The organism is Pseudomonas sp. B329, from assembly GCF_023127835.1.
GTDB classification, from domain to species: domain Bacteria; phylum Pseudomonadota; class Gammaproteobacteria; order Pseudomonadales; family Pseudomonadaceae; genus Aquipseudomonas; species Aquipseudomonas synxantha_A.
This window is the reverse complement of sequence record NZ_SPKP01000042.1, coordinates 278,978-303,727: the sequence shown is the minus strand read 5'-3', so window position 1 is coordinate 303,727 and position 24,750 is coordinate 278,978. Positions and strand designations below refer to the sequence as shown.

Sequence of the window (24,750 nt, the reverse complement as noted above, 5' to 3'; positions counted from 1 at the left end):
ATCCCTGTCGAATTCCGGCCAGCGTGGTTTAACGGGGCGCCTAAGATCAAAAACAGATCAAGATCAAGATCAAGATCAAGGGCGGCTCGCTTCGCATCGTGGTTACCGGGGGCAAGCGCCCTCCCACATTTCTTGCGGTACTCGGCCTCACAAACCGGTCGGCTATAAGGCCGCCGCGCTGTGCTTTTGATCTGGCATCGCCCCGTTAAACCACGCTGGCCGAACGCGGACTTTGGAGCGTGGGTAACCCGGCAGGACGCCGGGTTAGCCGCGCTGGGCCATGGATGGCCCATCGCGGCGGCCCACGCTCCAAAGTTCGCGTTCGGGCACACCGAGCCTAGGCGAGGTGCCGAGTGGTGGGGCGAAGGCCTTTTGGTTACTTTTGGGCCTTTCCAAAAGTGAGCCGCTGTAAGAGCGGAACCATAAGTGGCCGTTACCAAAGGAACGGATATGTACTCCGACAAACCGTTATAGGAAGCGAGCCCCCATTTGGATCGGTGTACAAGCATCAAGACACCACCTCCCCAACCCCAACCCTTTCCAACCACCACTTGGCCAAACCCGAAACATTCGGCACCTTGAGCAAGGTGAAGTGATTACCCCCGCCATACCAAACCTCCAACCCAGTCCCCTGCCCCTTCCACCCCTCAACCATCAACCCCTGCTCACGCTGGTCCCCCGCCGCATCCAAGGCCGGATCCTGCGCCAGCACCAGGCGCACCACCCCGTCATACCGCACCTGCGGCCGATAAACCGTGCGCAACGCCGCCGCATAAGTACGCGCAGGCCCATCCATTGCATCCACGGCAGCACGCGCCGGCAGTAAGCCAACGCCGATCATCCCCATATGCAGCCACTGTCGCTGCGCCACCTCATCGCGCCCGGCGAAGTCCACCGGATCAATGCCCAGCGACTTCCCAGCCGCCAACTGCATCGCCTCGACCAATCGCAACAGCGCCGCCGTCGAGGTATAGGGCTTGCCATCACGCCCCGGCGCCTCACTGTCGATCACTGTCAAAGAGCCCACCTCGCGCCCCATCGCCTGCAAGCGCAGGGCCATTTCCAGCGCGACCCAGCCGCCAAACGAATGCCCGACCAGATGCACCGGCCCGTCCGGGCACTCCTGCTCCAACGCCGTGAGATAACACCGCGCCGCCGCTTCCACCTGGCTATGGGGCACCGCCTCGCCATCCAACCCACGGGGCTGCAGGCCATACAGCGGCCAATCACGTCCCAGGGCGTCGCTCAAGCCCACGAAACCGGTCACGCTGTCACCTGCTCCAGGCACGCAGAACACCGGGGCATAGCCGGCGCGCCCAGTCTGGATGCGCAACAACGGCTGATGGGCCGCGCAACTCACCGGCGTACTCGTCGCCAGCGCCTCGGTCATCGCCCGGCCCAGGCCCTGGATATGCGGCGCCTGCATCATGCTCTGGTGATCCCCAGGCACGTGCACCTGGCGCAGTTGCCCGGGCGCCAAAGCCGTGTCCCAGCCCAACGCCATACTGCGTTGCGACAGTTCGGTGGGGCGCTGCTCGGCGCTGAACAAGTGCACCGGAATCGGCAGCGGGAACAGGCTGTAGTGGGCCAGGGCGTGCCCGTGCCCGACTTCGCGCTGAAGAAAACTCAACAGGTCCGCGTCCGACGCCGCCGCCATTTGCGCGTATAGCAAACCTTGATCGCGACAGCGTTGCAGCAGATCCGCAAAGTCCAACTGTCCAATCCGCGCCTCCAGTTGTTCAAGGCTTGCCAGCTCATTTACACCTCCCTGCGCTTTCCAATAAGCCGTGCATTGCAGCAACAGATGCCGCTTGAATGCATCCGGCCCGCTCCAGCGTGCTTTGCCCTGGTCAGTCAGGCGCGGCACATAGCTGTCGATCAAACCGAGGAAGGCCACGCTTTCATCCAGCCCCAGCAGTTGCATGGCGATTTCATAGGCCAGCACCCCACCAAAAGACCAGCCCGCTACCCGATAGGGACCGTGGGGCTGAATCTCGCGGATCAGCCCGACCATGCGCGCCGCCAGGCCTTCCATGCTGTTCAGGTGGGCCTCGCCCAGCGCCAGCCCCGGCAGGCCGTAGATCGGATAATCACCCGGCAGGTGCTGGCCCAGCGCCGGGAAATACACGTCCATGCCGCTGAACTCATGCACCAGAAACAACGGTGCCTGCGCCCCGCTGCTGCGCACGGTAATCACGCGGGTGTCGGGCAGTACATCATCCCCGCGCTGACGCAGCATCGCCGCGACGCCGGCCACGCTGGCATGTTGGAACAGCTCGGCCAACGACACCGACAAACCGGCCTCGTCCAGCAGGTTGACCAGGCGAATCGCCAACAGCGAATGCCCGCCCAGTTCAAAGAAGCTGTCATGCCGCCCCACCTGTTCGAGTTTCAACACCTCGGCCCAGCGTTGCGCCAACGTCTGCTCCAGGGCGTCGGCCGGCGTTTCGAACGTGCGGCTGGTCGAGGCGTCCCAGGCAGGCACCGGCAAGGCGTTACGGTCGATCTTGCCGTTGGCGGTCAACGGCAATTGCTCCAGCGCGACGTAGGCGGACGGCACCATGTACTCGGGCAAGTGCGCGTGCAGGTAAGCCCGCACCGACTCGACAGCAACGGGTTCGCCCGCCCAGGTGAAATAGGCCACCAGGCGTTTGTCCCCCGGAACCTCTTCACGGGCCAGCACCACGGCATCCTGGATGCCTGCGAACGTCGCCAGTCGCGCCTGGATTTCACCCAGCTCAACACGAAAACCTCGAATCTTCACCTGGTCGTCATTACGCCCGATGCACTCCAGCAGACCGTCGGCCGTCCAGCGCCCGAGATCGCCCGTACGGTAAAGCAAGGCGCCTGGGTTGAACGGGTCCTGCACAAACTTTTCAGCCGTCAGCTCGGGGCGATTCAAATAGCCCAAGGCGACGCCATCGCCGCCAATGCAGATTTCACCGACGATAGCCAGCGGTACCGGCTGCTGCTGCGCATCGAGCACATACACTTGGGTGTTGGAGATCGGCCGCCCCACCGGCACGCTGTCGGCATCATCGGCAATCGTGTGCACTTCGCAGGTGGTGGCGTAAGTGGTGGTTTCGGTCGGCCCATAGCAATGCACCAGGCGCAACGCGGGTGCCTGCGCCAACAGCGTGCGGAACGCCGCCGGATCGGCCCGCTCCCCGCCGCACAAAAGGATGCGCAAGCCAGCCAGGGCCTGGGGTATCAACTGCACGTATTGGTTGAACAGCGCGGTGGTGACAAACAGCACCGTCACGCCCTGCAACGCCTGGGCGAAAGCGCTCGGATCGAGCAAGGTGGCGTGGTCAATCACCTGCACCTGGCCGCCATTGAGCAGTGGCCCCCACACGTCCATGGTGCTTGCATCGAACGCTGGGTTCGACGCAAAGGCCACGCGGTCGGCGGCATTGAAATCGGCATAGCCGTTGTTGAGCACCAGGCGCGTGATGCCGCGATGGGGCACCAGCACGCCCTTGGGCTGGCCGGTGGAGCCGGAGGTGTACATGATGTACGCCACGCTGTCCGAGGGTTGCGACAGGTCCGGGTTGTGGCTCGGTTGCGGGGCGAGGCCAAGCGTGTCCAGGTCCAGGCGACGCACCCTGCTCTCTATGACGCAATCGCTGCGGGTCAGCAACCAGGCCGCGCCACAGTCTTGCAGCATGAACCCCTGGCGTTCAGCCGGTGCATTCACGTCCAACGGCACATACGCGGCGGCGCATTTGAGGATGGCCAATTGGCTGACCAGTAACTCCAGCGAACGCGGCAGCAGGATCGCCAGGTGATCGCCAGGACGCACACCCAGGCCGAGCAGGTGATGGGCCAAGCGGTTGGCGCGGGTATTGAGTTCGCCGTAGCTCACCCGCCGCTCGTTGTGCACCAGCGCCACCGCGTCGGGACGCGCCATGGCCTGGGCTTCGAACAGGCGCTGCACCGTGTGCTCACGCGCGAATGTACGGGCAGTGGCGTTGAAGTGCTCAAGCACCCGTTGGCGTTCGACCTGCGGCAGAATCGGCAAGCGGTTGATGGCGATATCGCGATGACCTTCCAGGGCCTGCACCACCTGCGCCAGCGCGATTTCCAGGTAGTCGCACAAGCGCCGGGCGCCCTGCCCCATGACGGTCAGGCTGAACCCTTCACCGAGGTCATCCACGCTGACCGCCACGCCGTAGTGAGTGTGCTCCTCGGCCTTGAACAACTCTATCCCCTGCCACGCCTCGGCCACGCCACCGGCCTGGGGTGCGCTGTGACGATAGTTGAACAATACGCTGAACAACGGCGTCGCCACCGGCACACCACTGCAACGCTGGGCCAACGCCAGGGGCGCATGTTCATGACCGAGCAGCTGAGTCAGGCGCCCATGGGCGGTACGCAGTGCCGTCAGCACTGAGTGTTCCCCCAGGTCGACCCGCAGCGGCAAGGTATTGATAAATACGCCCATGGCCCGCTCGGCGCCTTCGCCGCCTTGCAGGCGGCCGAGCATCACCGTACCGAACACCACCTGCTCGCGGGCGCAAACCTTGCCCAGCACGTGAGCCCAGGCCAAATGCATCACGCTGGCCGCACTGACCCCCGCCTGGCGGGCCTGGCTGCGCAGGCGTCGGCTCAACGACAGGTCGAGACCCACGCGCACGTTTTCCTCGGCCCCCAGATTGGGCACCTCGGTGGGTTCGTCGACCTCACCGAGCATCTCGCGGAAAAACGTCTCGTGATCCTCAGCGCCCAAACGGGTCTGGGCCACGTAGTTGCGATACGGCACGGGCGCGGCCAGGGTGTCCTGAGTGCCCAGCAGAAACGCCTGCATCTCGTGCTGCAGGATATCCAGGGCAACGTGGTCCATCACCAGGTGATGAAACAGCAACGTCGCGACCAACCGTTGCGGTTGCTCGGCGTACACCAGCCGCATCAGCGGCGCCTGGCCAAGGTCCAGGCGTGGCGGCAGCGGCCCGCTCTCAACGCTTAGCCGGGCGTGGCGCCACACCACCTGCACCGGTTCTTCCAGGCCATCCCAATGCAAGGATGAACGCAGGATGTCATGACGCTGGATCACCGCCTGCAATGCGCTGGCGAAGGCCTCCAGGCGTGCGCGACTGTCAAAGGCAAACTGCGCCTGTAACACATAGGCGTCATCACCTTGCACAGCGCGATGCTGATACAGGATGCCGGCCTGCAACGGCGCCAGCGGGTAGATATCCTGCACATTCGCCGCACCGCCGGGGATGCTGGCGACGATGCGCTCGATGGCTGCTTGATCCAGGCTGACCAGCGCCAGCATGTCTGGCGTGATGCGCGCGCAATCGGCCGCAATGCCATTGGCCGGCACCGCCACTTCACGCCCGCTACCCAAAGCTGCCGCCAGGGCAGCCAAGGTCGGTTGACCAAACAGCACTTTCACGTCCGCCGACAAGCCCAGGCCGCGCATACGCCCGACCAGGCTGACCGCCAGCAACGAGTGGCCGCCCAGTTCGAAGAAGTTGTCGTGACGGCCCACGCGTTCCACGTTGAGCAACTCGGCCCACAGCGCGGCCAAGGTGATTTCCGTGTCGCCCAGCGGCGCCTCGTACTCGCGCACCACCAACGCCTCCAGGCCCGGTGCCGGCAATGCCTTGCGGTCGAGTTTGCCATTGGGGCTCAGCGGCAGCGCCTCCAGGTGCACGAAGCTGGCCGGCACCATGAACTCCGGCAGGTGCAGCAGCAAATGGGCGCGCAGGCTTTCAATTTCACTCGGCACGCCGGTGTAGTAAGCGATCAGGCGCTGCTCGCGGGCAATCACGGCGGCTTCCTGCACCGCCGGATGCTCGGTCAGGCGTGCCTGGATTTCGCCCAGCTCAATGCGCAGGCCACGGATCTTGACCTGGTCATCATTGCGCCCCAGGTACTCGATGTTGCCATCCGGCAAGTAGCGCCCGACGTCACCGGTGCGGTACATGCGCCCAGGGGCAAACGGGTCATCGAGGAAACGCTCGGCGGTCAGTTCGGCACGGTTGAGGTAACCCCGTGCGACTTGCACCCCCGCGATAAACAATTCGCCCACCACGCCCAACGGCACAGGCTGCAACTGCCCGTCCAGCACGTACATGCGCGTGTTGGCGATTGGCTTGCCGATGGGGGTGTTGTCGGGCACGTCAAAGCCTGCGCAGTGCCAGGCAGTGACATCCACCGCCGCTTCGGTGGGCCCATAGAGATTATGCAGCTGGCTGCCCGGCAACTGTTGCTTGAAGCGGCGTACCAGGCTGCCCGGCAAGGCTTCGCCGCTGCACATCACCCGCACCAGCCCGCCCGCCTGGCTGACGTCACCGTGGGCGAGGAAGACATCAAGCATCGACGGCACGAAGTGCAAGGTCGTGACCCCTTCGGCTGCGATCACCTGGCACAGGTACTCAGGGTCTTTATGCCCATCCGGGCGCGCCATCACCAGGCGTGCGCCGGTGAACAGCGGCCAGAAGAATTCCCACACCGACACATCGAAACTGAACGGGGTTTTCTGCAACACCGTATCGCCTCCCGTGAGCCGGTATTCGTCCTGCATCCACAGCAGGCGGTTGACCACCCCGGGGTGTTCGTTGATCACGCCTTTGGGCTGGCCGGTGGAGCCGGAGGTGTAAATCACATAGGCGGCCACCCCGGCCACCGCTGGGTTGGTGATGGGCTGGTGCTGCCAGGTGGGCTGGTCCAGATCGACCACCGGCACCTCGCCCAGCAGCCCAAGGGTGCTGCCCTGGGCCAGTACCACCGCTGGCGCGCTGTCGTGCAGCATGTAGGCGATACGCTCCGGCGGGTACGCCGGGTCCAGGGGCACATAGGCGGCGCCGGCCTTGAGGATCGCGTACAGGCCAATGACCATGTCCAGGCCACGCTCCACGCAGATCGCCACCCGCGCCTGCGGCTGCACGCCGAGGGCTTGCAGGTGGTGGGCCAGTTGGTTGGCGCGAGCGTTCAGTTCGGCGTAGGTCAGTTGCTGCTCGCCGGCCTTTGCCGCCACGGCCTGCGGCGTGCGCAGTACCTGCGCTTCGAACATCCCGTGCAGGGTCTGGTCGAGCGGGTAGTCCACAGTGGTAGCGTTGAAATCCACCAGCAACTGCTTGCGCTCACGCTCATCCACCAGCGGCACATGCGCAAGCACCGCCTGGTCGTTAGCGACCATGGCCTGCAACACGCGGGTGAAGTAGCCGAGGTAACGCCGTATCGTCGATTCATCGAACAGCGCCACGGCATATTCCAGCGCGCCGAGAATACTGCCCTGCACTTCCCCCAGGTTCAGCGACAGGTCGAACTTGGCGAAATGGCTGTTTTCGACAATGCCTTCCAGGGCCAGGTCGCCCAACGCCAGGGTCGGCGCGCTGCTGTCCTGCCAGCTCAGCAGGGTCTGAAACAGCGGGCTATGGGCCAGGCTGCGCGGCGGCCGGGTGATTTCCACCACCTGTTCGAACGGCAAATCCTGATGGGCTTGGGCCGCCAGTGTCAGCGCCTTGACCCGAGCCAGCAGGGCCTCGGTGCTCAACTCGCCCGAGGTGTCGATGCGCAGCGCCAGGGTGTTGACGAACAAACCGATCAGCCCTTCCACCTCGGTGCGCGTGCGGTTGGCCACCGGCGTGCCGATCACCAGCTCCGGCTGTCCGGACAAGCGCGCCAGCAACGAAGCCCAGGCGCTCATCAAGGTCATATAGAGGGTGGTGCCATGGCGCTGGCTCAAGGCCTTGAGCCCGGCAGTAAGGCGTTCATCCAGGCGCACTTCGACGCTGCTGCCGGCGTAGTCCTGCTGCGCCGGGCGCGGGCGGTCGGTGGGCAGGGTCAGCAACGCCGGCGCGCCGGCCAGGGTCTGCTGCCAATAGGTGCTTTGGCGGTGCAACACTTCGCCGCTCAACCACAGGCGTTGCCACACGGCAAAGTCGGCGTACTGGATCGGCAAGGGCGGCAGCGGGTCGGATTGGCCGTGGCTGAAGGCTTGGTACAGCGCCATCAGTTCACGGGTCAGCACGCCCATGGACCAGCCATCGGAGACGATATGGTGCAGGGTCAGCAGCAGCACATGGTGATCGTCGGCCATCACCACCAGGCGACCGCGCAGCAACGGGCCACGCTCCAGGTCGAAGGGCGCCGAGGCTTCGCCGTGGATCAGCGCGTCCAGCGCCTGTTGCGGTTGCGCGTGGCGACGCAAGTCTTGCACCTGCAGCGGTAACACCTCCTCGGCCGGCACGATCAGCACCTGGGCCTGGTCGCCGTGTTGGGCAAAGCGGCTGCGCAGGGTTTCATGCCGCGCCACGATCCGCGCCAGCGCCCGTTGCAGTGCCTGCACATGCAACTGCCCGCGCAAACGCAGGCCGATAGGAATGTTGTAGGCGGTGTTGGCGCCCTCCATCAACGCCAGGAACCACAGGCGCTGCTGGGCAAACGACAGCGGCATCTCTTCATCACGATTGGCCGGCAGGATATCCGGCAAGGTGCTGCGCCCGGCCTGGGCCAGCAGTTCGGCGACCGCTGCCAGTTCGGCGTTGGCGAACAGGTCGCCCAGCGCCAACTCGACCCCCAGCCGCTGGCGGACCTGGGAGACCATGCGCATCGCCAGCAGCGAGTGCCCGCCCAACTCAAAGAAATGGTCACGCCGCCCGACCCGTTCCACTTGCAACACCTCGGCCCAGATCTGCGCCAGCACGGTTTCGATCTCGCCCTGGGGCGCTGCGTATTCGCGGGTAAACACTGCGGCCATGTCCGGCACTGGCAAAGCCTTGCGGTCGAGCTTGCCATTGGTGGTCAGCGGCAGCGCGTCGAGCTTCATGAAGGCGACCGGGACCATGTAGTCCGGCAACTGCGCCACCAGGTGAGCGCGGATTTCGCCTACCGTCAGCGCGTCAAGTTGCGGGTTTTCGGTGAAGTAGGCCACCAGGCGCTCTTCACGCACCAGCACCACCGCTTCCAGGATGCCAGGCAATTGGTTGAGCCGGGTTTCGATTTCGCCCAGTTCGATGCGCACGCCACGGATTTTGACCTGGTCATCGTTGCGCCCCAGGTAGTCGAGCGTGCCATCGGGCAACCAGCGCACCAGGTCGCCGGTGCGGTACATGCGCCCGGGGTTGAATGGGTCGCGCAGGAAGCGCTCGGCGGTCAGTTCCGGGCGGTTCAGGTAACCTCGCGCCACGCCCTTGCCGCCTACGTACAACTCCCCCGCCACCCCCAGTGGCACCGGGCGTTGATGTTCATCGAGCACGTAGACGGTGACATTGGCGATGGGCTTGCCGATATGCAACGGCTGGCCCGCCTCGACCTTGCCCGACGTGGCGACCACCGTGGCTTCGGTGGGGCCATAGTTGTTGATCAATTCAAAGCGCTGCGCCCGGCCGAACTGGCGCAGGCGATCGCCACCGACCAGCAGGGTGCGCAAGGTCGGGTGCTCGATAGTCTGGCTGAACGCGTACTCGGCCACCGGCGTGGGCAGGAAGCTTACGTCCAAAGGCTGTGCGCACCACCAGGCCAGCAGCGCGTCGATATCTTCAGCACCGTCATGGGCCGGCGGCAGGTGCAGGGTGGCGCCCACACACAGCGCCGGCCAGACCTCCCAGGCCATCGCATCAAAGCCGAAACCGGCAACACTGGCGGTATGCCGCCCGGCGCGCAGGTCAAAAGCGCTGCAATGCCAGTCCACCAGGTTGGCGACGGTGTGGTGCTCCACCATCACACCTTTGGGCAAGCCGGTAGAACCCGAGGTGTAGATCACATACGCGAGGTTCGTCGGGCCGACAGCGACCTTGGGGTTGCTCGCCGAGTGATGCTGCCAGGTGAAGCGATCGAGGTTGATCACCGGCACCTCGAGCTCGGGCAAACGAGCCAGCAACGCGTGTTGGGTGAGCACCGCCACCGGGGCACTGTCGCTGAGCAAGTAGCTCAAACGCTCGGCCGGGTGGGACGGGTCTACCGGCACATAACCGGCACCCGCCTTGAGGATCGCCAGCAGCCCAGCCAGGGTGTCGAGCCCACGCCGCGCCACAATGGCCACGCGATCATCGGGCCGAACCCCCAGCGCCAGCAGATGATGGGCCAGCAGGTTGGCTTGCTGGTTGAGTTCAGCGTAGGTCAGTTGCCGCCCTTCGTGCACGGCGGCGATGGCGTCCGGCATGAGCGCAGCCTGGGCTTCGATACGCCCGTGCAAAGTGGTGCCTTGCGGGAACACTGCCTGAGTGGCGTTGAACTGTTGCAACAGCAGGCGCTGTTCGGCGGCGGGCACTACCGAAAGTTGCTCAAGCGCAGTGTGCGGCGCGTGCTCCAGCGCGGTGACCAGGTTTTCCAGCGCGGTGTGCAGGTAGGCGCAGACGCGGTGGGGATCGACCTGGGTGCTGGCCAGCAAACTCAGGCCGAAGCCTTCGCCCAGGTCGTCCACACTCAGGGTCAACGGGTAGTTGGTGCGTTCCTCGGCGCGCAGTGCGGTAATGCCGTGCCAGGCCGACACTGCCTCGGCACTGGCGGCGGGAGCGCTGTGACGGTAATTGAGCAGCGCACTGAACAGCGGCGTCGGGGCGATCACGCCGCTGCAACGCTGGGCCAATGCCAGGGCCGCGTGCTCATGGCGCAGCAGCGTGGTCAAACGTGCGTGGGTGGCCTTGACCCCGCTGCGTACATCCTGGGCGTCGATATCCACACGAAACGGCAAGGTGTTGATGAAGATCCCCAAGGCGCGGTCAGTCGCATGGCTGCCTTGCATACGCCCCATCAACACGGTGCCGAACACCACCTGCGCCTTGCCGGCCAACACCGCCAGTACCTGGGCCCAGCCCAGATGGAACAGGCTGGCGGCGCTCACCCCCAGTTGCCGGGCCTGCACGCGTATACGCTGCGCCAGCTGCGGCGCCAATGGCAGGCTGACCTCGGCAATGGCGCGAGCATCGCCCTGCACATCCTGCAGCCCGAACGGCAAGGTCGGCTCGACGATATCGCCGAGCATCTGCCGGAAGAAACTTTCATGCTCCTGCTCGCTGATGCCCAGCCGCGCCTGTGCCACGTAGTTGCGAAACGGTACGGCCTGGCCGAGGGCCGCGCCCTGCCCCAACAGACACGCCTGCATTTCATGGCATACCACTTCCAAGGCGCTGTGATCCATCGCCATATGGTGGAACAGCAAGGTAGCGACGATGCGCTGGTGGGTCCGGTCTTCAGCATGTACCAGGCGCAACAACGGTGCCTGGGTCACGTCGAGGCGATAATGACGGGCATTGAATAGGTCATGCAGCTGTGCGGCGATATCGCCGTCGGCCGGGTCGAGCATCAAAGCTTGCACCGGCAGGCGCGCCTGACGCCACACCACTTGCGAAGGTTGCGCCAGGCCATCCCAGACCACCCCGGTGCGTAAAATGTCGTGGCGGTCCATCACGCTTTGCAGCGCCTGGGCAAACGCCTCGAAGCGCTCCAGGCTGTCAAACGCGAACTGCGACTGCATCACGTAGGGGTCGCCCTGCTCGGCGCTGGCATGGTGAAACAGAATGCCTTCCTGCAATGGCGCCAACGGATAGATGTCCTGGATATTCGCCACACCGCCCTGCACGGTGGCGATGATGCGCTCGATCTCGTCCTGGCTCAGGGTCGAGAGGGTCAGCATGTCGGGGGTGATGCGCTCGGCGTTGGCGGGAATGCCATTGGCCGGTACGGCCACTTCGCCAACCTTGGCAGCCGAGTACTCACCGGCCTTGATCAGCTCGATCAGCGCCGGTTTGTGCTCGCGCAAGGCGGCCAATATTGCCGGGTCGCTCAAGGCTTGCCGGTTGCCGTTCACCGACAACTGTTCGCCCTTGAGCGCCAGTTGCACGTCCTTGGTTTTCAGGGTTGCCAGCAGCTCGAGGATGTTCACAGGACGATCTCCATTCGTTCGGTCATTGCGGCGTAGCCGGCCAGGGTCGGTTGTTCGAACAACGCTCGCACATCGGCTTCCATGCCTTCCTGGCGCAGGCGTCCGATCAAGCTCACAGCGAGCAGCGAGTGCCCGCCCAGTTCAAAGAAATTGTCGTGCCGACCTACCCGCTCCACCTTGAGCAGCTCGGACCACAACCGGGCCAGCAGGATTTCGGTATCGCCTTCGGGAGCTTCGTACTCACGCACCGTCAGTGCGTCCATACCCGGTGCGGGTAACGCTTTGCGGTCGAGCTTGCCGTTGGGGCTCAGGGGCATGACGGGCAGGTGCACGAACAGCGCGGGCACCATAAAGTCCGGTAGGTGCTGCAACAGCTGGGCGCGCAGGCCGTCGATGTCGCTTGGCAGGCCAGTGTAATAGGCGACCAGGCGCTCATCACGAACCACCACCACCGCGTCGTTGACCGCCGAATGCTCGATCAGCCGCGCCTGGATTTCCCCCAGCTCGATGCGCAGACCACGGATTTTCACCTGGTCATCGTTGCGCCCCAGGTATTCGATATTGCCGTCCGGCAAGTAGCGGCCCAGGTCACCGGTGCGGTACATCCGGCCAGGCGCAAACGGGTCATCGAGGAAGCGCTCGGCGGTCAGCTGCGCACGGTTCAGATAACCCCGCGCCACTTGCACGCCAGCGATGAACAGCTCACCGACCACGCCCAGGGGCACCGGCTGCAACTGCCCGTCCAGCACGTACATGCGCGTGTTGGCAATCGGCTTGCCGATGGGGGTGTTGTCCGGCACGTCCGGGCGGGCGCAGTTCCAGGCCGTCACGTCCACCGCCGCTTCCGTGGGGCCATATAAGTTGTACAAACCAATGCCCGGCAACTGCTGCTTGAACCGACGCACCAGGCTGCCCGGCAGCGCCTCGCCGCTGCACATCACGCGCACCAACCCGGCCGCCTGGCTCACATCGCCATGGGCCAGAAACACGTCAAGCATCGACGGCACAAAGTGCAGGGTGGTGATGTTTTCTGCCTCGATTACTTCGCACAGGTACGCAGGGTCTTTGTGCCCACCCGGGCGCGCCATCACCAGGCGTGCGCCGGTAAACAGCGGCCAGAAGAACTCCCACACCGACACGTCGAAGCTGAACGGGGTTTTCTGCAAGACCGTGTCGTGGGCCTTGAGGCCATAGGCGTCCTGCATCCACAACAGACGGTTGACCACCCCGGCGTGTTCATTGATCACGCCTTTGGGCTGGCCGGTGGAACCGGAGGTGTAGATCACGTAGGCCGTGTGCCGGGCAGTGAGGCCCGCGACCTGCGGGTTGACGCAAGGCTGCTGGTGCCAGGTGCTGTGGTCGAGGTCGATCACGGTCACATCGCCCAGCAAGGCACGAGTGGCGGCTTGGGCCAGCACCACCACCGGCGCGCTGTCTTGCAGCATGTAGGCGATGCGTTCTTGCGGGTAGGCCGGGTCCAGCGGCACATAACCGCCACCGGCCTTGAGGATGGCGAACAGGCCGATCACCATGTCCAGGCCACGCTCCAGGCAAATGCCTACCCGTGAGTCCGGCTGCACGCCCCTTTCACGCAGGTGATGGGCCAGGCGGTTGGCGTGCTCATTGAGCTGTTGGTAACTCAGTTGCTGTTCGCCGGCCTTTACCGCCACGGCGTGCGGCGTGCGCAGAACCTGGGCCTCGAACATCCTGTGCAGGGTCTGGTCGAGGTTGTAGTTGACCTCGGTGGCATTGAATCGCACCAGCAACTGTTGCCGCTCTTCTGGTCCCAGGATCGACAGGCGATTGATCGCCTGCTGGGGTGCCTGCTCAAGGGCCTCGACGAGCGCGGACAAGGCGTTGTGCATATAACCGCAGAGCCGTTGCGCATCCACCTGGGCCAAGGCCGTGAACGCGTAACCATCACCCAAGTCATCCACGTTCAGGGTCAACGGGTAATTGGTGCGCCCGTCATTGACCAGGGTCTGCATACCTTCCCACGCCAAGTGCGCGTCCGCAGAACGGGTGGCGGCGCCGCGATGGCGATAGTTGAGCATCGAACTGAACAACGGCGCCGGTGCCGCCACGCCGCTGCAACGTTGGGCCAGGGCCAGCGAGGCGTGCTCATGGCCGAGCAATTGCGTGAGGCGCGCATGGGTGGTCCGCACGGCGGCGCGGGCGCCCTGGTCATTGATGTCCAGGCGCAGCGGCAAGGTATTGATAAACACGCCCAGGGCCCGATCAGCACCCTCGCCACCTTGCAGACGGCCAACCAGCACGGTACCGAATACCACCGTGTGGCGTGCCGATACCGCGGCCAGCACCTGCGCCCAGGCCAGATGAAACAGACTGGCGCCGCTGACGCCCAACAGCCGCGCCTGGCTGCGCAGGCGCCGGTTCAGTGAGTTGTCCAGTTGCAGGGTATGTTCTTCAATCGCACTGCCGTCGCCGCGTACATCCTGCCAACCGAATGGCAGCGTCGGTTCATCCACATCGCCGAGCATTTGACGGAAGAAGGCTTCGTGCTCCTGCTCGCTGACACCCAGGCGCGCCTGGGCCACATAGTTGCGATACGGCATCGGCGCGGTGGTTGGCGCGGCTTGGCCGAGCAGGTAACCCTGCATTTCCCGCAGCACCACGTCGAACGCGGTATGGTCCAGGGCGATATGGTGGTAGAGCAACACCGCCACCACGCGTTGGTTGGCCGGGTCCTGGGCATACATCAGGCGGATCAACGGCGCCTGGCTGATATCCAGGCGATGATGCCGCGCATCGAAACGCTCATGCAGGCCGGCAAGCACGTCTCCGTGCAAATGCAGCTCCTGAACGCTCAACGCCGCCTTGCGCCACACCACTTGCAACGGTTGCGCCAGCCCCTCCCACACCACCCCGGTGCGCAGAATGTCATGGCGGTCGATCACCTGTTGCAGCGCCTGCGCGAAAGCTTGCAGACGCTCGACACTGTCAAACGCCAGGTGCGATTGCAGCAGGTACGGGTCGCCCTGCGCGGCCGTGAGGTAGTGGTAGAAAATGCCCTCCTGCAGCGGCGCCAGCGGGTAGATGTCCTGCACGTTGGCAGCGCCGCCTGGCACCTGGGCGACTACCTGATCAATCGCACACTGGTCGAGGGTCACCAGCGCCAGCATGTCGGGGGTGATACGTTGGCACTCGGCACTGATCCGGTTGGCCGGCACTTGCACCTCGCGACCACTGCCAACGGCAGCGGCCAGCGCGGCCAGGGTGGGCTGGCTGAACAGCACGCGCACGTCGGCGCTGAGGCCAACCTGGCGCATACGCTCGATCAGGCTGACGGCCAGCAATGAATGGCCGCCCAGTTCGAAAAAATGGTCATGACGGCCCACCTGTTCCACTTGCAGCACCTCGGCCCAGATACGCGCCAGGGTGGTTTCGACCTCGCCCTGGGGGGCCTGGTACTCGCGGCTGAGCACGGCGGCCTGATCGGGATCGGGCAGTGCCTTGCGGTCCAGCTTGCCGTTGGCGGTCAGGGGCAGCACATCGAGGCGCATGTAGGCGACCGGCACCAGCACATCGGGAAGCTGGGCCTGCAATTGCGCGCGCAAGGTCTCGATGGGGAGTGCGCGTTGCTCGGTGAACCAGGCCAGCAGCCGGCCTTCGCGCACCAGCACCACCGCTTCGCGAATGCCGTCCAGCGCGGCCAGGCGGCTTTCGATTTCGCCCAGCTCAACCCGCACACCACGCAGTTTGACCTGGTCATCGTTGCGGCCCAGATACTCCAGATTGCCGTCGGGCAACCAGCGCACCAGGTCGCCGGTGCGGTACATGCGCCCCGGGCTGAACGGGTTTTGCAGGAAGCGTTCGGCAGTCAAGTCCGGGCGATTCAAGTAACCCCGTGCCACACCGCTGCCGCCTACATACAGCTCACCGGCCACACCGACCGGCACCGGGCGCAACTGCGCATCCAGCACATAGCTGCCGGCATTGGCGATGGGTCGACCAATATGCAACGCCTGCCCGGCCCGCACGCGACCGGAGGTGGCAACCACCGTGGCCTCGGTGGGGCCATAGTTGTTGATCACGGCAAAGCGCCGTTCCTGGGTGAACTGGCGCAGGCGATCGCCGCCAATCAGCAGGATGCGCAAGGTGGGGTGTTGCAGATGTTGGCTGAACGCGTACTCGGCTACCGGCGTGGGCAAAAAGCTCACGTCCAGCGGCTGCGCCCGCCACCAGGCCAGCAATTCATCAATGTTTTCATTGCCCACTTCGGCGGGCGGCAGGTGCAGGGTCGCACCGACGCACAGGGCCGGCCAGACTTCCCAGGCCATCGCGTCAAAACCAAACCCGGCCACGCTGCTGGTGTGACTCGCAGCAGCCAGGCCAAAGGCTTCAGAGTGCCAATGCACGAGGTTTTCCACGTTGTGGTGTTCCACCATCACGCCTTTGGGCTGGCCGGTAGAGCCTGAGGTGTAAATGACGTAGGCCAGGTGCGCGGGCGTCAGTGCGGGCAGCTGTGGATTGTTGACAGGCAGGTGCTGCCAGTCGGGGTCATGCAAGTCGACCAGCGTGATCGTGCCCAGCAGGTCACGGGTACTGGCCTCAGCGAGTACTGCCACCGGGGCGCTGTCCTGCAACAAATAAGCGATGCGTTCGGCGGGATACGCCGGGTCAATCGGCACATAGCCGGCGCCGGCCTTGAGAATGCCCAATAGCCCCACCAGCATCTGCGGGCCACGGCGGCAGCACAGCGCCACGCGGTCATCCGGTTGCACGCCGAGTGCCAACAGGTGATGGGCCAGTTGGTTGGCACGCTGATTGAGCTGCTGATAGGTCAGCGCCTCGCCGCCCTGCTGCACGGCAATGGCGTGGGGTTGGCGCTCAGCCTGTACCTCAAATGCGCCGTGCACGGTGTGGCCACGGGGGAAATCCTGGGCCGTGGCATTGAATTCGCGCAGCAGGGTTTCACACTCCGCCGCGGGCAGGATCGGCAAACGATTGAGTGCCGTGTCCGGCGTGCACTCCAAGGCTGTGAGCAACTGCGCCACAGCGTTGTGCATGTAGTCGCACAGGCGTTGCGCACCGATCTGTGGCACCGCCAGCACGCTCAGCCCGAAGCCGTCGCCCAGGTCATCCACGCTCAGGGTCAATGGGTAATTACTGCGCTCCTCACCACCCAGCAGCCGCACGCCCTCCCAGATGCCGTGGCCGTCACGGGCCATCTCGGCGGGGTTGCTGTGACGGTAATTGAGCAAGGCACTGAACAATGGCGTGCTGGTGGGCACACCGCTGCAACGCTGAGCCAGAGCCAGCGAGGCATGTTCATGCCCGAGCACAGCGCTCAGGCGTGCATGGGTGGCCTTGACCGCCGCTGACGCCCCGGCGGCAACATCGACCCGCAGCGGCAAGGTGTTGATAAACATCCCCAGCGCGCGGTCTGCACCTTCACCGGCTTGCATACGGCCCATCAGCACCGTGCCGAACACCACGTCATCGCGGCCCGACACCAGCCCCACGACCTGGGCCCAGGCCAGGTGCATCAGGCTCGCGGCGCTCACACCCAGCTGTCGCGCCTGCTGGCGAACCCGCTGCGCCAGCGCGGCGTCCAATGGCAGCCCGGCCTCCTCGATGGCACGGCCATCGCCCTGCACATCCTGCAAACCAAACGGCAAGGTTGGTTCATCCACATCGGCGAGCATGTCGCAAAAGAACTGCTCATGCTCGGCCACACTGACACCCAGGCGCGCCTGGGCCACATAGTTGCGAAATGGCGCGGCAGCGGGCAAGTCCTGGGCCTGGTTGAACATGAAGGCGCGCATTTCCTGGCCGACCACCTCCATGGCTGTGTGGTCCAGCGCCAGGTGGTGAAACAGCAGGATCGCCGCAACATGGTTGTGCGTCGGGTCCTGGGCATAGACCATGCGCAGCAACGGCGCCTGGGTGATGTCCAGCCGATAGTGCCGGGCATCGAAGCGAGCGTGCAGTTGTTCGATGATGCCGCCGTCGGCCGGGTCCAGATGAACCTCCTGCACCCCCAGTTGCGCCTTGCGCCACACCACTTGCACCGGGCTGTCCAGGCCCTCCCAGACTACGCCCGTGCGCAGGATATCGTGGCGGGCAACCACCTGTTGCAGCGCCGCCATGAACCCGTGCAAGCGGTCGAGATTGTCGAACGCCATGCGCGATTGCAGCAGGTACGGGTCGCCCTGTTCGGCGCTGAGGTGGTGGTAGAGAATGCCTTCCTGCAACGGCGCCAGCGGGTAGATGTCCTGCACATTCTCCGCGCCACCCGGCACGCTGGCGACGATACGCTCGATGGCATCCGGAGTGAGCTGCACCAGGCTCAGCATGGACGGTGTGATCTGTGTGCAACCGGCCGGGATGCCATTGGCCGGCACCACGATTTCGCGACCACTGCCCACCGCCGCCGCCAACGCTGCCAGGCTCGGCTGGTTGAACAGCACGCGCACATCGGCACTGAGGCCCACTTGGCGCATACGTTCGATCAAGCTCACCGCCAGCAGCGAATGCCCGCCCAACTCGAAGAAATGATCGTGACGCCCGACGCGTTCGAGCTTGAGCACGTCTTGCCAGATCTGCGCCAGTAGGGTTTCCACCTCGCCTTGCGGGGCTTCGTAGCCACGACTGAGCAAGGCCGACGGGTCCGGTGCCAGCAAGGCTTTGCGGTCGAGCTTGCCATTGTTGGTCAGGGGCAGACTGGCCAGCGGCATATAGGCCGACGGCAGCATATAGTCCGGCAACTGCCCTTGCAGGTAGGCGTGGACCAGCTCAATGCCCAGGTCTGCCCCGGCCCAGGTGAAGTAGGCGACCAGGCGCTTTTCACCTGGCATATCTTCCCTGGCCAACACGGCGACGTCCTGGATGCCCGGGCAACTGGCCAGGCGCGCCTCGATCTCACCCAGCTCGATACGAAAGCCACGGATTTTCACCTGGTCGTCGTTGCGACCCAGGCATTCGAGCAAGCCGTCTTGCGTCCAGCGCCCGAGGTCGCCGGTGCGGTACAGCAAGGCGCCCGGGTTGAAGGGGTCCTGCACAAACTTTTCAGCCGTCAGCTCGGGGCGATTCAAATAGCCCAGGGCGACGCCATCGCCGCCGATGCAGATTTCACCGGTGATGCCCAGCGGCACCGGTTGCATCTGTGCATCGAGCACATAGATCTGTGTATTGGAAATGGGCCGCCCCACCGGCACGCTGTCGGTATCCGTACCGACCTCGCGCACTTCGTGGGTGGTGGCGTAGGTGGTGGTTTCGGTCGGCCCGTAGCAATGCACCAGGCGCAGCGCCGGTGCACGCGCCAACAGGCTGCGAAATGCCGCCGGGTCAGCACGCTCACCGCCGCACAGCAGGATGCGCAAACCGGCCAACGCCTCGGGGATCAATTGCACGTACTGGTTGAACAGTGCGGTGGTCACGAACAACACCGTCGCGCCCTTAAGCTCGGCGCCGAACGCCAACGGGTCGAGCAAGGTGGCATGGTCGATCACCTGCACTTGCCCACCATTGAGCAATGCGCCCCACACATCCATGGTGCTCGCATCGAACGCCGGGTTGGAGGCGAAGGCCACGCGGTCGCTGGCGTTGAAGTCGGCATAGCCATTATTGATGACCAGGCGCGTGATACCGCGATGGGGCACCAGCACGCCCTTGGGCTGGCCGGTGGAGCCGGAGGTGTACATGATGTACGCCACGTCCTGCGCAGACCGGGCCAGCCCCGGGTTGTCCGCCGGCAGGTCGGCCAGGTCCAGTTCGGCAAGGTTGTCCAGCACCTGGCGGGCGCCGCTGTCCTGCACCATGAAGGTTCGACGTTCGAGCGGCGCGTTGACATCCAGCGGTACGTACACCGCCGCACACTTGAGCACCGCCAACTGGCTGACGACCAGGTCGATGGAGCGCGGCAGCGCCAGGGCCACCGCCTCACCTGGCCGCACGCCACGGCCAATCAAATGATGGGCCAGGCGATTGGCACGGCGATTGAGGTCACGGTAGCTCAGCGACAGCGGGCCATGCACCACCGCCACGGCTTCAGGCCGGGCCAGTGCCTGGGCTTCGAACAGTTGAGCGACGGTGAGCTGCGACGGGTATTCCCGGGCGCTGGCATTGAAGTCTTCAAGCAATAAGCGCCGCTCGGCGGGCGGCACAATCGACACCTTGTGCATGGCGGTGGTGGGCGCGTGTTGCAGCGCGCTCACCACATGGCGCAACGCGGTGAGCATGTACTCACCCACACGTTGCACATCCAGATGGGCGACACCCTGCACCGTCAGGGCAAACCCCGTGCCCAGGTCATCGACGTTGAGTACCAGCGGGTAGTTGCTGCGCTCTTCGGAGCTGAGGATCTGGATACCGAACGCGGCAAAGGGGTTGTCCCCCGGCGCGTCATCGGGTGCGCTGTGCCGGTAGTTGAGCAAGGTGCTGAACAACGGCAACGAACCCGGCACGCCGCTGCAGCGCTGGGCCAGCGACAGCGCGGCGTGTTCATGCGCGAGCAACTGCGCCAGACGCGCATGGGTGGCGCGTACGCCGGCTTGCACGCCGACGCTGCCGAGGCTGACCCGCAGCGGCAAGGTATTGATGAACATCCCCAGCGCGCGGTCGGCGCCCTCGCCGCCCTGCATACGCCCCAGCAAGACCGTCCCGAACACCACGTCCTGCTGGCCCGACACCTGGCCCAGCACCTGGGCCCATGCCAGATGCACCAGGCTCGCCGTGCTGACGCCCAGTTGCCGCGCCTGTTCGCGCAGGGCCAGGCTGAGGGCCGGTTCCAGCGGCAGATGGGCCTCATGGATGCCGCTGCCGTCGCCGTTCACATCCTGCAAGCCGAAGGCCAGGGTGGGCTCGTCGATATCGCCGAGCATCTGGCTGAAGAAGGCTTCGTGCTGCGCCTGGCTCAGGCCCAGCCGCGCCTGAGCCACGTAGTTGCGGTACTGCACCGCGTCAGGCAGTTGCGCGCGGTTGCCGTGCAGGCTGGCGCTCATTTCTTCGACCAGCACTTGCAGCGCCGTGTGGTCGAGCAGGATATGGTGCAGCAGCAGGATGCCGACCAAGCCTTCCGCCTCTTCAGCGTAGGCCAGGCGCATCAGCGAAGCGCGAGACAGGTCCAGGCGGTAGTGGCGAGGGTCGAAACGCTGTTGCAACTGCGCCAGGGCATCGGCGCCCTGGGTGTCCAAGCGCTCAACGGCCAGCGGCGCCTGGCGCAACACCACTTGCACCGGTTCCTCCAGGCCCTCCCAGAGAATCGCAGTGCGCAGGATATCGTTGCGTTCGATGACACTGTGCAGCGCCTGAATAAAGCCATCCACCGCGCCCTGGTCGTTAAAGCGCAACTGCACCTGCAACACGTAGGGGTCGCCCTCGCTGGTTGCCAGGTGGTGGTAGAGAATACCGGCCTGCAACGGTGCGAGAGCGTAGATATCCTGCACGTTGGCCACGCCACCGGGCACGGCCTGGAGGATGTGATCGATGGCCGCCTGGTCCAGCTCGACCAAGGGCAGCATGTCCGGCGTGATGTGCTCACTGTGTTCCTGAATCAGATTGGCCGGGACCTGCACCTCATGGTGCCCGCCCACCGCCGCTGCGAGGGCTGCCAGGGTCGGCTGGCCGAACAGCACGCGTACATCGGCACTCAGCTCTACCTGGCGCATGCGTTCGATCAGCTTGACCGCCAGCAGCGAATGCCCACCCAACTCGAAGAAGTTGTCATCACGCCCCACCCGGTCTAGCTTGAGCAGGTCCTGCCAGATCATCGCAATGGCGTTTTCCACCGCACCTTGGGGCGCGGCATAACTGCGCCGGGCCAACGCCTCGGCATCGGGTGCCGGCAAGGCTTTGCGGTCAAGCTTGCCGTTGGTGGTCAGGGGGAATGCCTCCAGGCGCACGAAGGCGCTGGGCACCATATGTTCGGCAAGGCTCTGCAGCAAGTGATCGCGCAAGGCGGCAACGCTGGGCTCACCCTCGGTGATCACGTAGGCCACCAGGCGCTTGTCACCCGGCTCATCCTCACGGGCGATCACCACCGCATCGCGCACGCCGTGGGCGGTTGCCAGGTGCGCCTGGATTTCGCCCAGCTCGATACGGAAACCGCGAATCTTGACCTGGTCATCGTTACGCCCCAGGTACTCGACACTGCCGTCGGCCAGCAGGCGGCCGAGGTCACCGGTCTTGTACATGCGCAGGCCCGTGGCCGGGTCCGCGAGAAAGCGTTCGGCGTTGAGTGCCTCGCGGTTCAGGTAACCGCGCGCCACCCCGGCGCCGCCCACGTACAGCTCGCCCACCACACCGTATGGCAACGGCTCGTGTTGTTCATCCAACACATACAGCTGCAAGTCGGGGATGCGTACGCCAATCGGGCTGACGCCCACCAGTTGGGCATCCGCCGCCTCCAGCGCACGATAGGTCACGTGCACGGTGGTTTCGGTAATACCGTACATGTTTACCAGCTGCGTACCGGCATTCACCGCCCGCGCATACCATGGCTTGAGCATGGCCGGTTCAAGGGCCTCACCGCCAAAGATCACCTGCCGCAACGAATGCGCCTGGGTGCTGTGACCCTGGGCCGCGATCAATTGGCGGAACGCGCTCGGCGTCTGGTTGAGGATGCTCACTTCGGCCTCGCAGAGCAGCGTGTAGCACTCATCCGGCGAGCGGCTGACCAGTTGCGGCACGATCAGCAACTGGCCGCCGTGCATCAGCGCGCCCCAGATTTCCCACACAGAAAAATCGAATGCGAAGGAGTGGAACAGTGCCCATACATCGTGCGGATTGAACCCGAACCAGTGTTGGGTGGCACTAAACAGGCGCGCCACCTGGCGGTGCTCGATCATTACCCCCTTGGGTTGGCCGGTGGAACCGGAGGTGTAAATCACATAGGCCAGATTGGCCGGGCTCAGGTGCAGCCGTGGATCGGTGATGGGCAACTGGCCCAGGCTGTCGAGGTCAAGCTGCGCCAGTTCGCCTACCCGGTGACGAGTGCCGGCCTGTACCAGCACAACCACCGGTTGACTGTCGGCCAGGGTGTAGGCAATGCGTTCCTGCGGGTAAGCCGGGTCTATCGGCACGTAGCCGGCACCGGCCTTGAGGATACCGAGCAGGCCGATGATCATCTGCGGGCCGCGCTCCACGCAGATCGCCACGCGGCTGTCAGGCTCCACGCCCTGGGCCAGCAGTGCATGCGCGACCTGGTTGGCGCGTTCGTTGAGTTGACGATAGGTGAGGCGCTGCTGCTCAAAGCGCACGGCAATGGCTTCAGGCTGGGCGGCGGCGTGGGTTTCGACTTGCTGGTGGATCAACGCGGTATCGGCGTAGTGCGTGGGGCTGTGGTTCAAGGTATGCAGCAGGGCGTGGCGTTCAGCGTCGGGCAGGATGTTCAGGCCGCAGAGCGGCCTGTCCGGTCGCTGCTCAAGGGCGTCGGCCAGGCTTTGCAGCGCGGTGTGCAGATAGCCGGCAACCCGCTGTGCACCGATGGCCGCATCCACCATCACCGTCAGCGCGAAGTCTTGCCCCAGATCGTCGACGTTGACCGTCAGCGGGTAGTTGGTGCGCTCTTCGGCGCCCAGGACCTGGATGCCTTCGGCAACCTCGATCACGGCGGCCATGTCGGTGGCCGCACTATGGCGATAGTTGAGGATCGCGCTGAACAACGGTGTGGGTGCTGCCACCCCGCTGCAGCGCTGGGCCAGTGCCAGGGACGCATGTTCGTGATCGAGCAGGCGCGTAAGACGCTCGTGGGTGACTTGCACCGCAGCGCGCACGCTTTGCGCGCCAACATCAACCCGCAACGGCAAGGTGTTGATGAACATGCCCAAGGCCCGCTCACCGCCCTCGCCTGCGCCCATGCGCCCGAGCATCACGGTGCCGAACACCACCGCCTCGCGACCGGAAACCACGCCCAACACCCGCGCCAACGCCAGGTGCATCAGGCTCGCCACACTCACCCCCAACGGCCGCGCCACACTGCGCAGGCGACGACCAAGGGCGCTATCGACGGGAATGCGCGCTTCATCAATGCCCTGACCATCGCCCTGCACATCTTGCAGGCCGAACGGCAGCGTCGGTTCATCGATATCGGCGAGCATGTCGCGAAAGAACGCCTCATGGGCCTGTTCGCTCACACCCTGGCGCACTTGGGCGATGTAGCTGCGAAACGCCACCGGCGTGCCCGCTTGCGCGTGCTCACCGGCCAAGTACAGCTGGATTTCATGGCGCACCACATCCAGGGCGGTGTGATCGAGAATGGTGTGGTGGAACAACAGCATCGCCACCACACGCTGGTTGGCCGGGTCCTCGGCGAACACCAGACGCAGCAGCGGCGCCTGGCCAAGGTCCATGCGATAGGCGCGGGCGTCATAGCGCGCGAGCAATTGAGCGAGACGGTCGCCGCCATCAAAATGCGCTTCTTCACACGCCAGCTGCGCCTTGCGCCACACCACTTGCAGCGGCTCGTCGAGGCGCTCCCACACCATGCAGGTGCGCAGGATATCGTGGCGGTCAATCACCCATTGCAGCGCCTCGGCAAAGGCTTGCAGGCGTGCACGGCTGTCGAACACAAACTGCGCGTGCAGCACGTAGGGGTCGCCCTGCGCGGCAGAAAGATGGTGGTAAAGCATGCCTTCCTGGAGCGGCGCCAGGGGGTAGATATCTTGCACATTCGCCGCGCCGCCGGGGATGGACGCGACGATGCGGTCGATGGCCGGCTGGTCGAGGTTGACCAGCGCCAGCATGTCCGGGGTGATGCGATAAGCCGGGCTCAGCCAGTCACCGCCATGCTCGGCGACCAGGGCCAGCAACTGGGGTTTATGCGCGATCAATTGATCCCAGAGCGCGTCATCCAACGCCTCGTCATCGCCCAGGACGATCAGGTCGCCTTCTTCAGTTTGCAGACGGATCGCATGGGTGGAGATCGCTGCCAGTAAGTCGCTGAACTGCAT

The 24,750-nt window shown here is 64.8% G+C and carries 2 protein-coding genes; both read right to left on the bottom strand.

The annotated features are described in order from the left end of the window. Positions 1 to 508 precede the first annotated feature (508 nt). The gene (locus E4P00_RS20335) at positions 509 to 11,836 is read right to left on the bottom strand and encodes a non-ribosomal peptide synthetase (protein ID WP_248132707.1); all 11,328 of its coding nucleotides are present in this window, start codon (positions 11,834 to 11,836) and stop codon (positions 509 to 511) included. After that, positions 11,833 to 24,750, bottom strand: coding sequence for a non-ribosomal peptide synthetase (locus E4P00_RS20330; RefSeq protein WP_248132705.1), 12,918 nt, complete (start codon positions 24,748 to 24,750; stop codon positions 11,833 to 11,835). The genes E4P00_RS20335 and E4P00_RS20330 overlap by 4 nt, the downstream gene beginning before the upstream one ends.

Coding starts and splice junctions, on each gene's coding strand:
- E4P00_RS20330 (WP_248132705.1), bottom strand. CDS start 24,750: ATGCAGTTCAGCGACTTACTGGCAGCGATCTCCACCCATGCGATCCGT.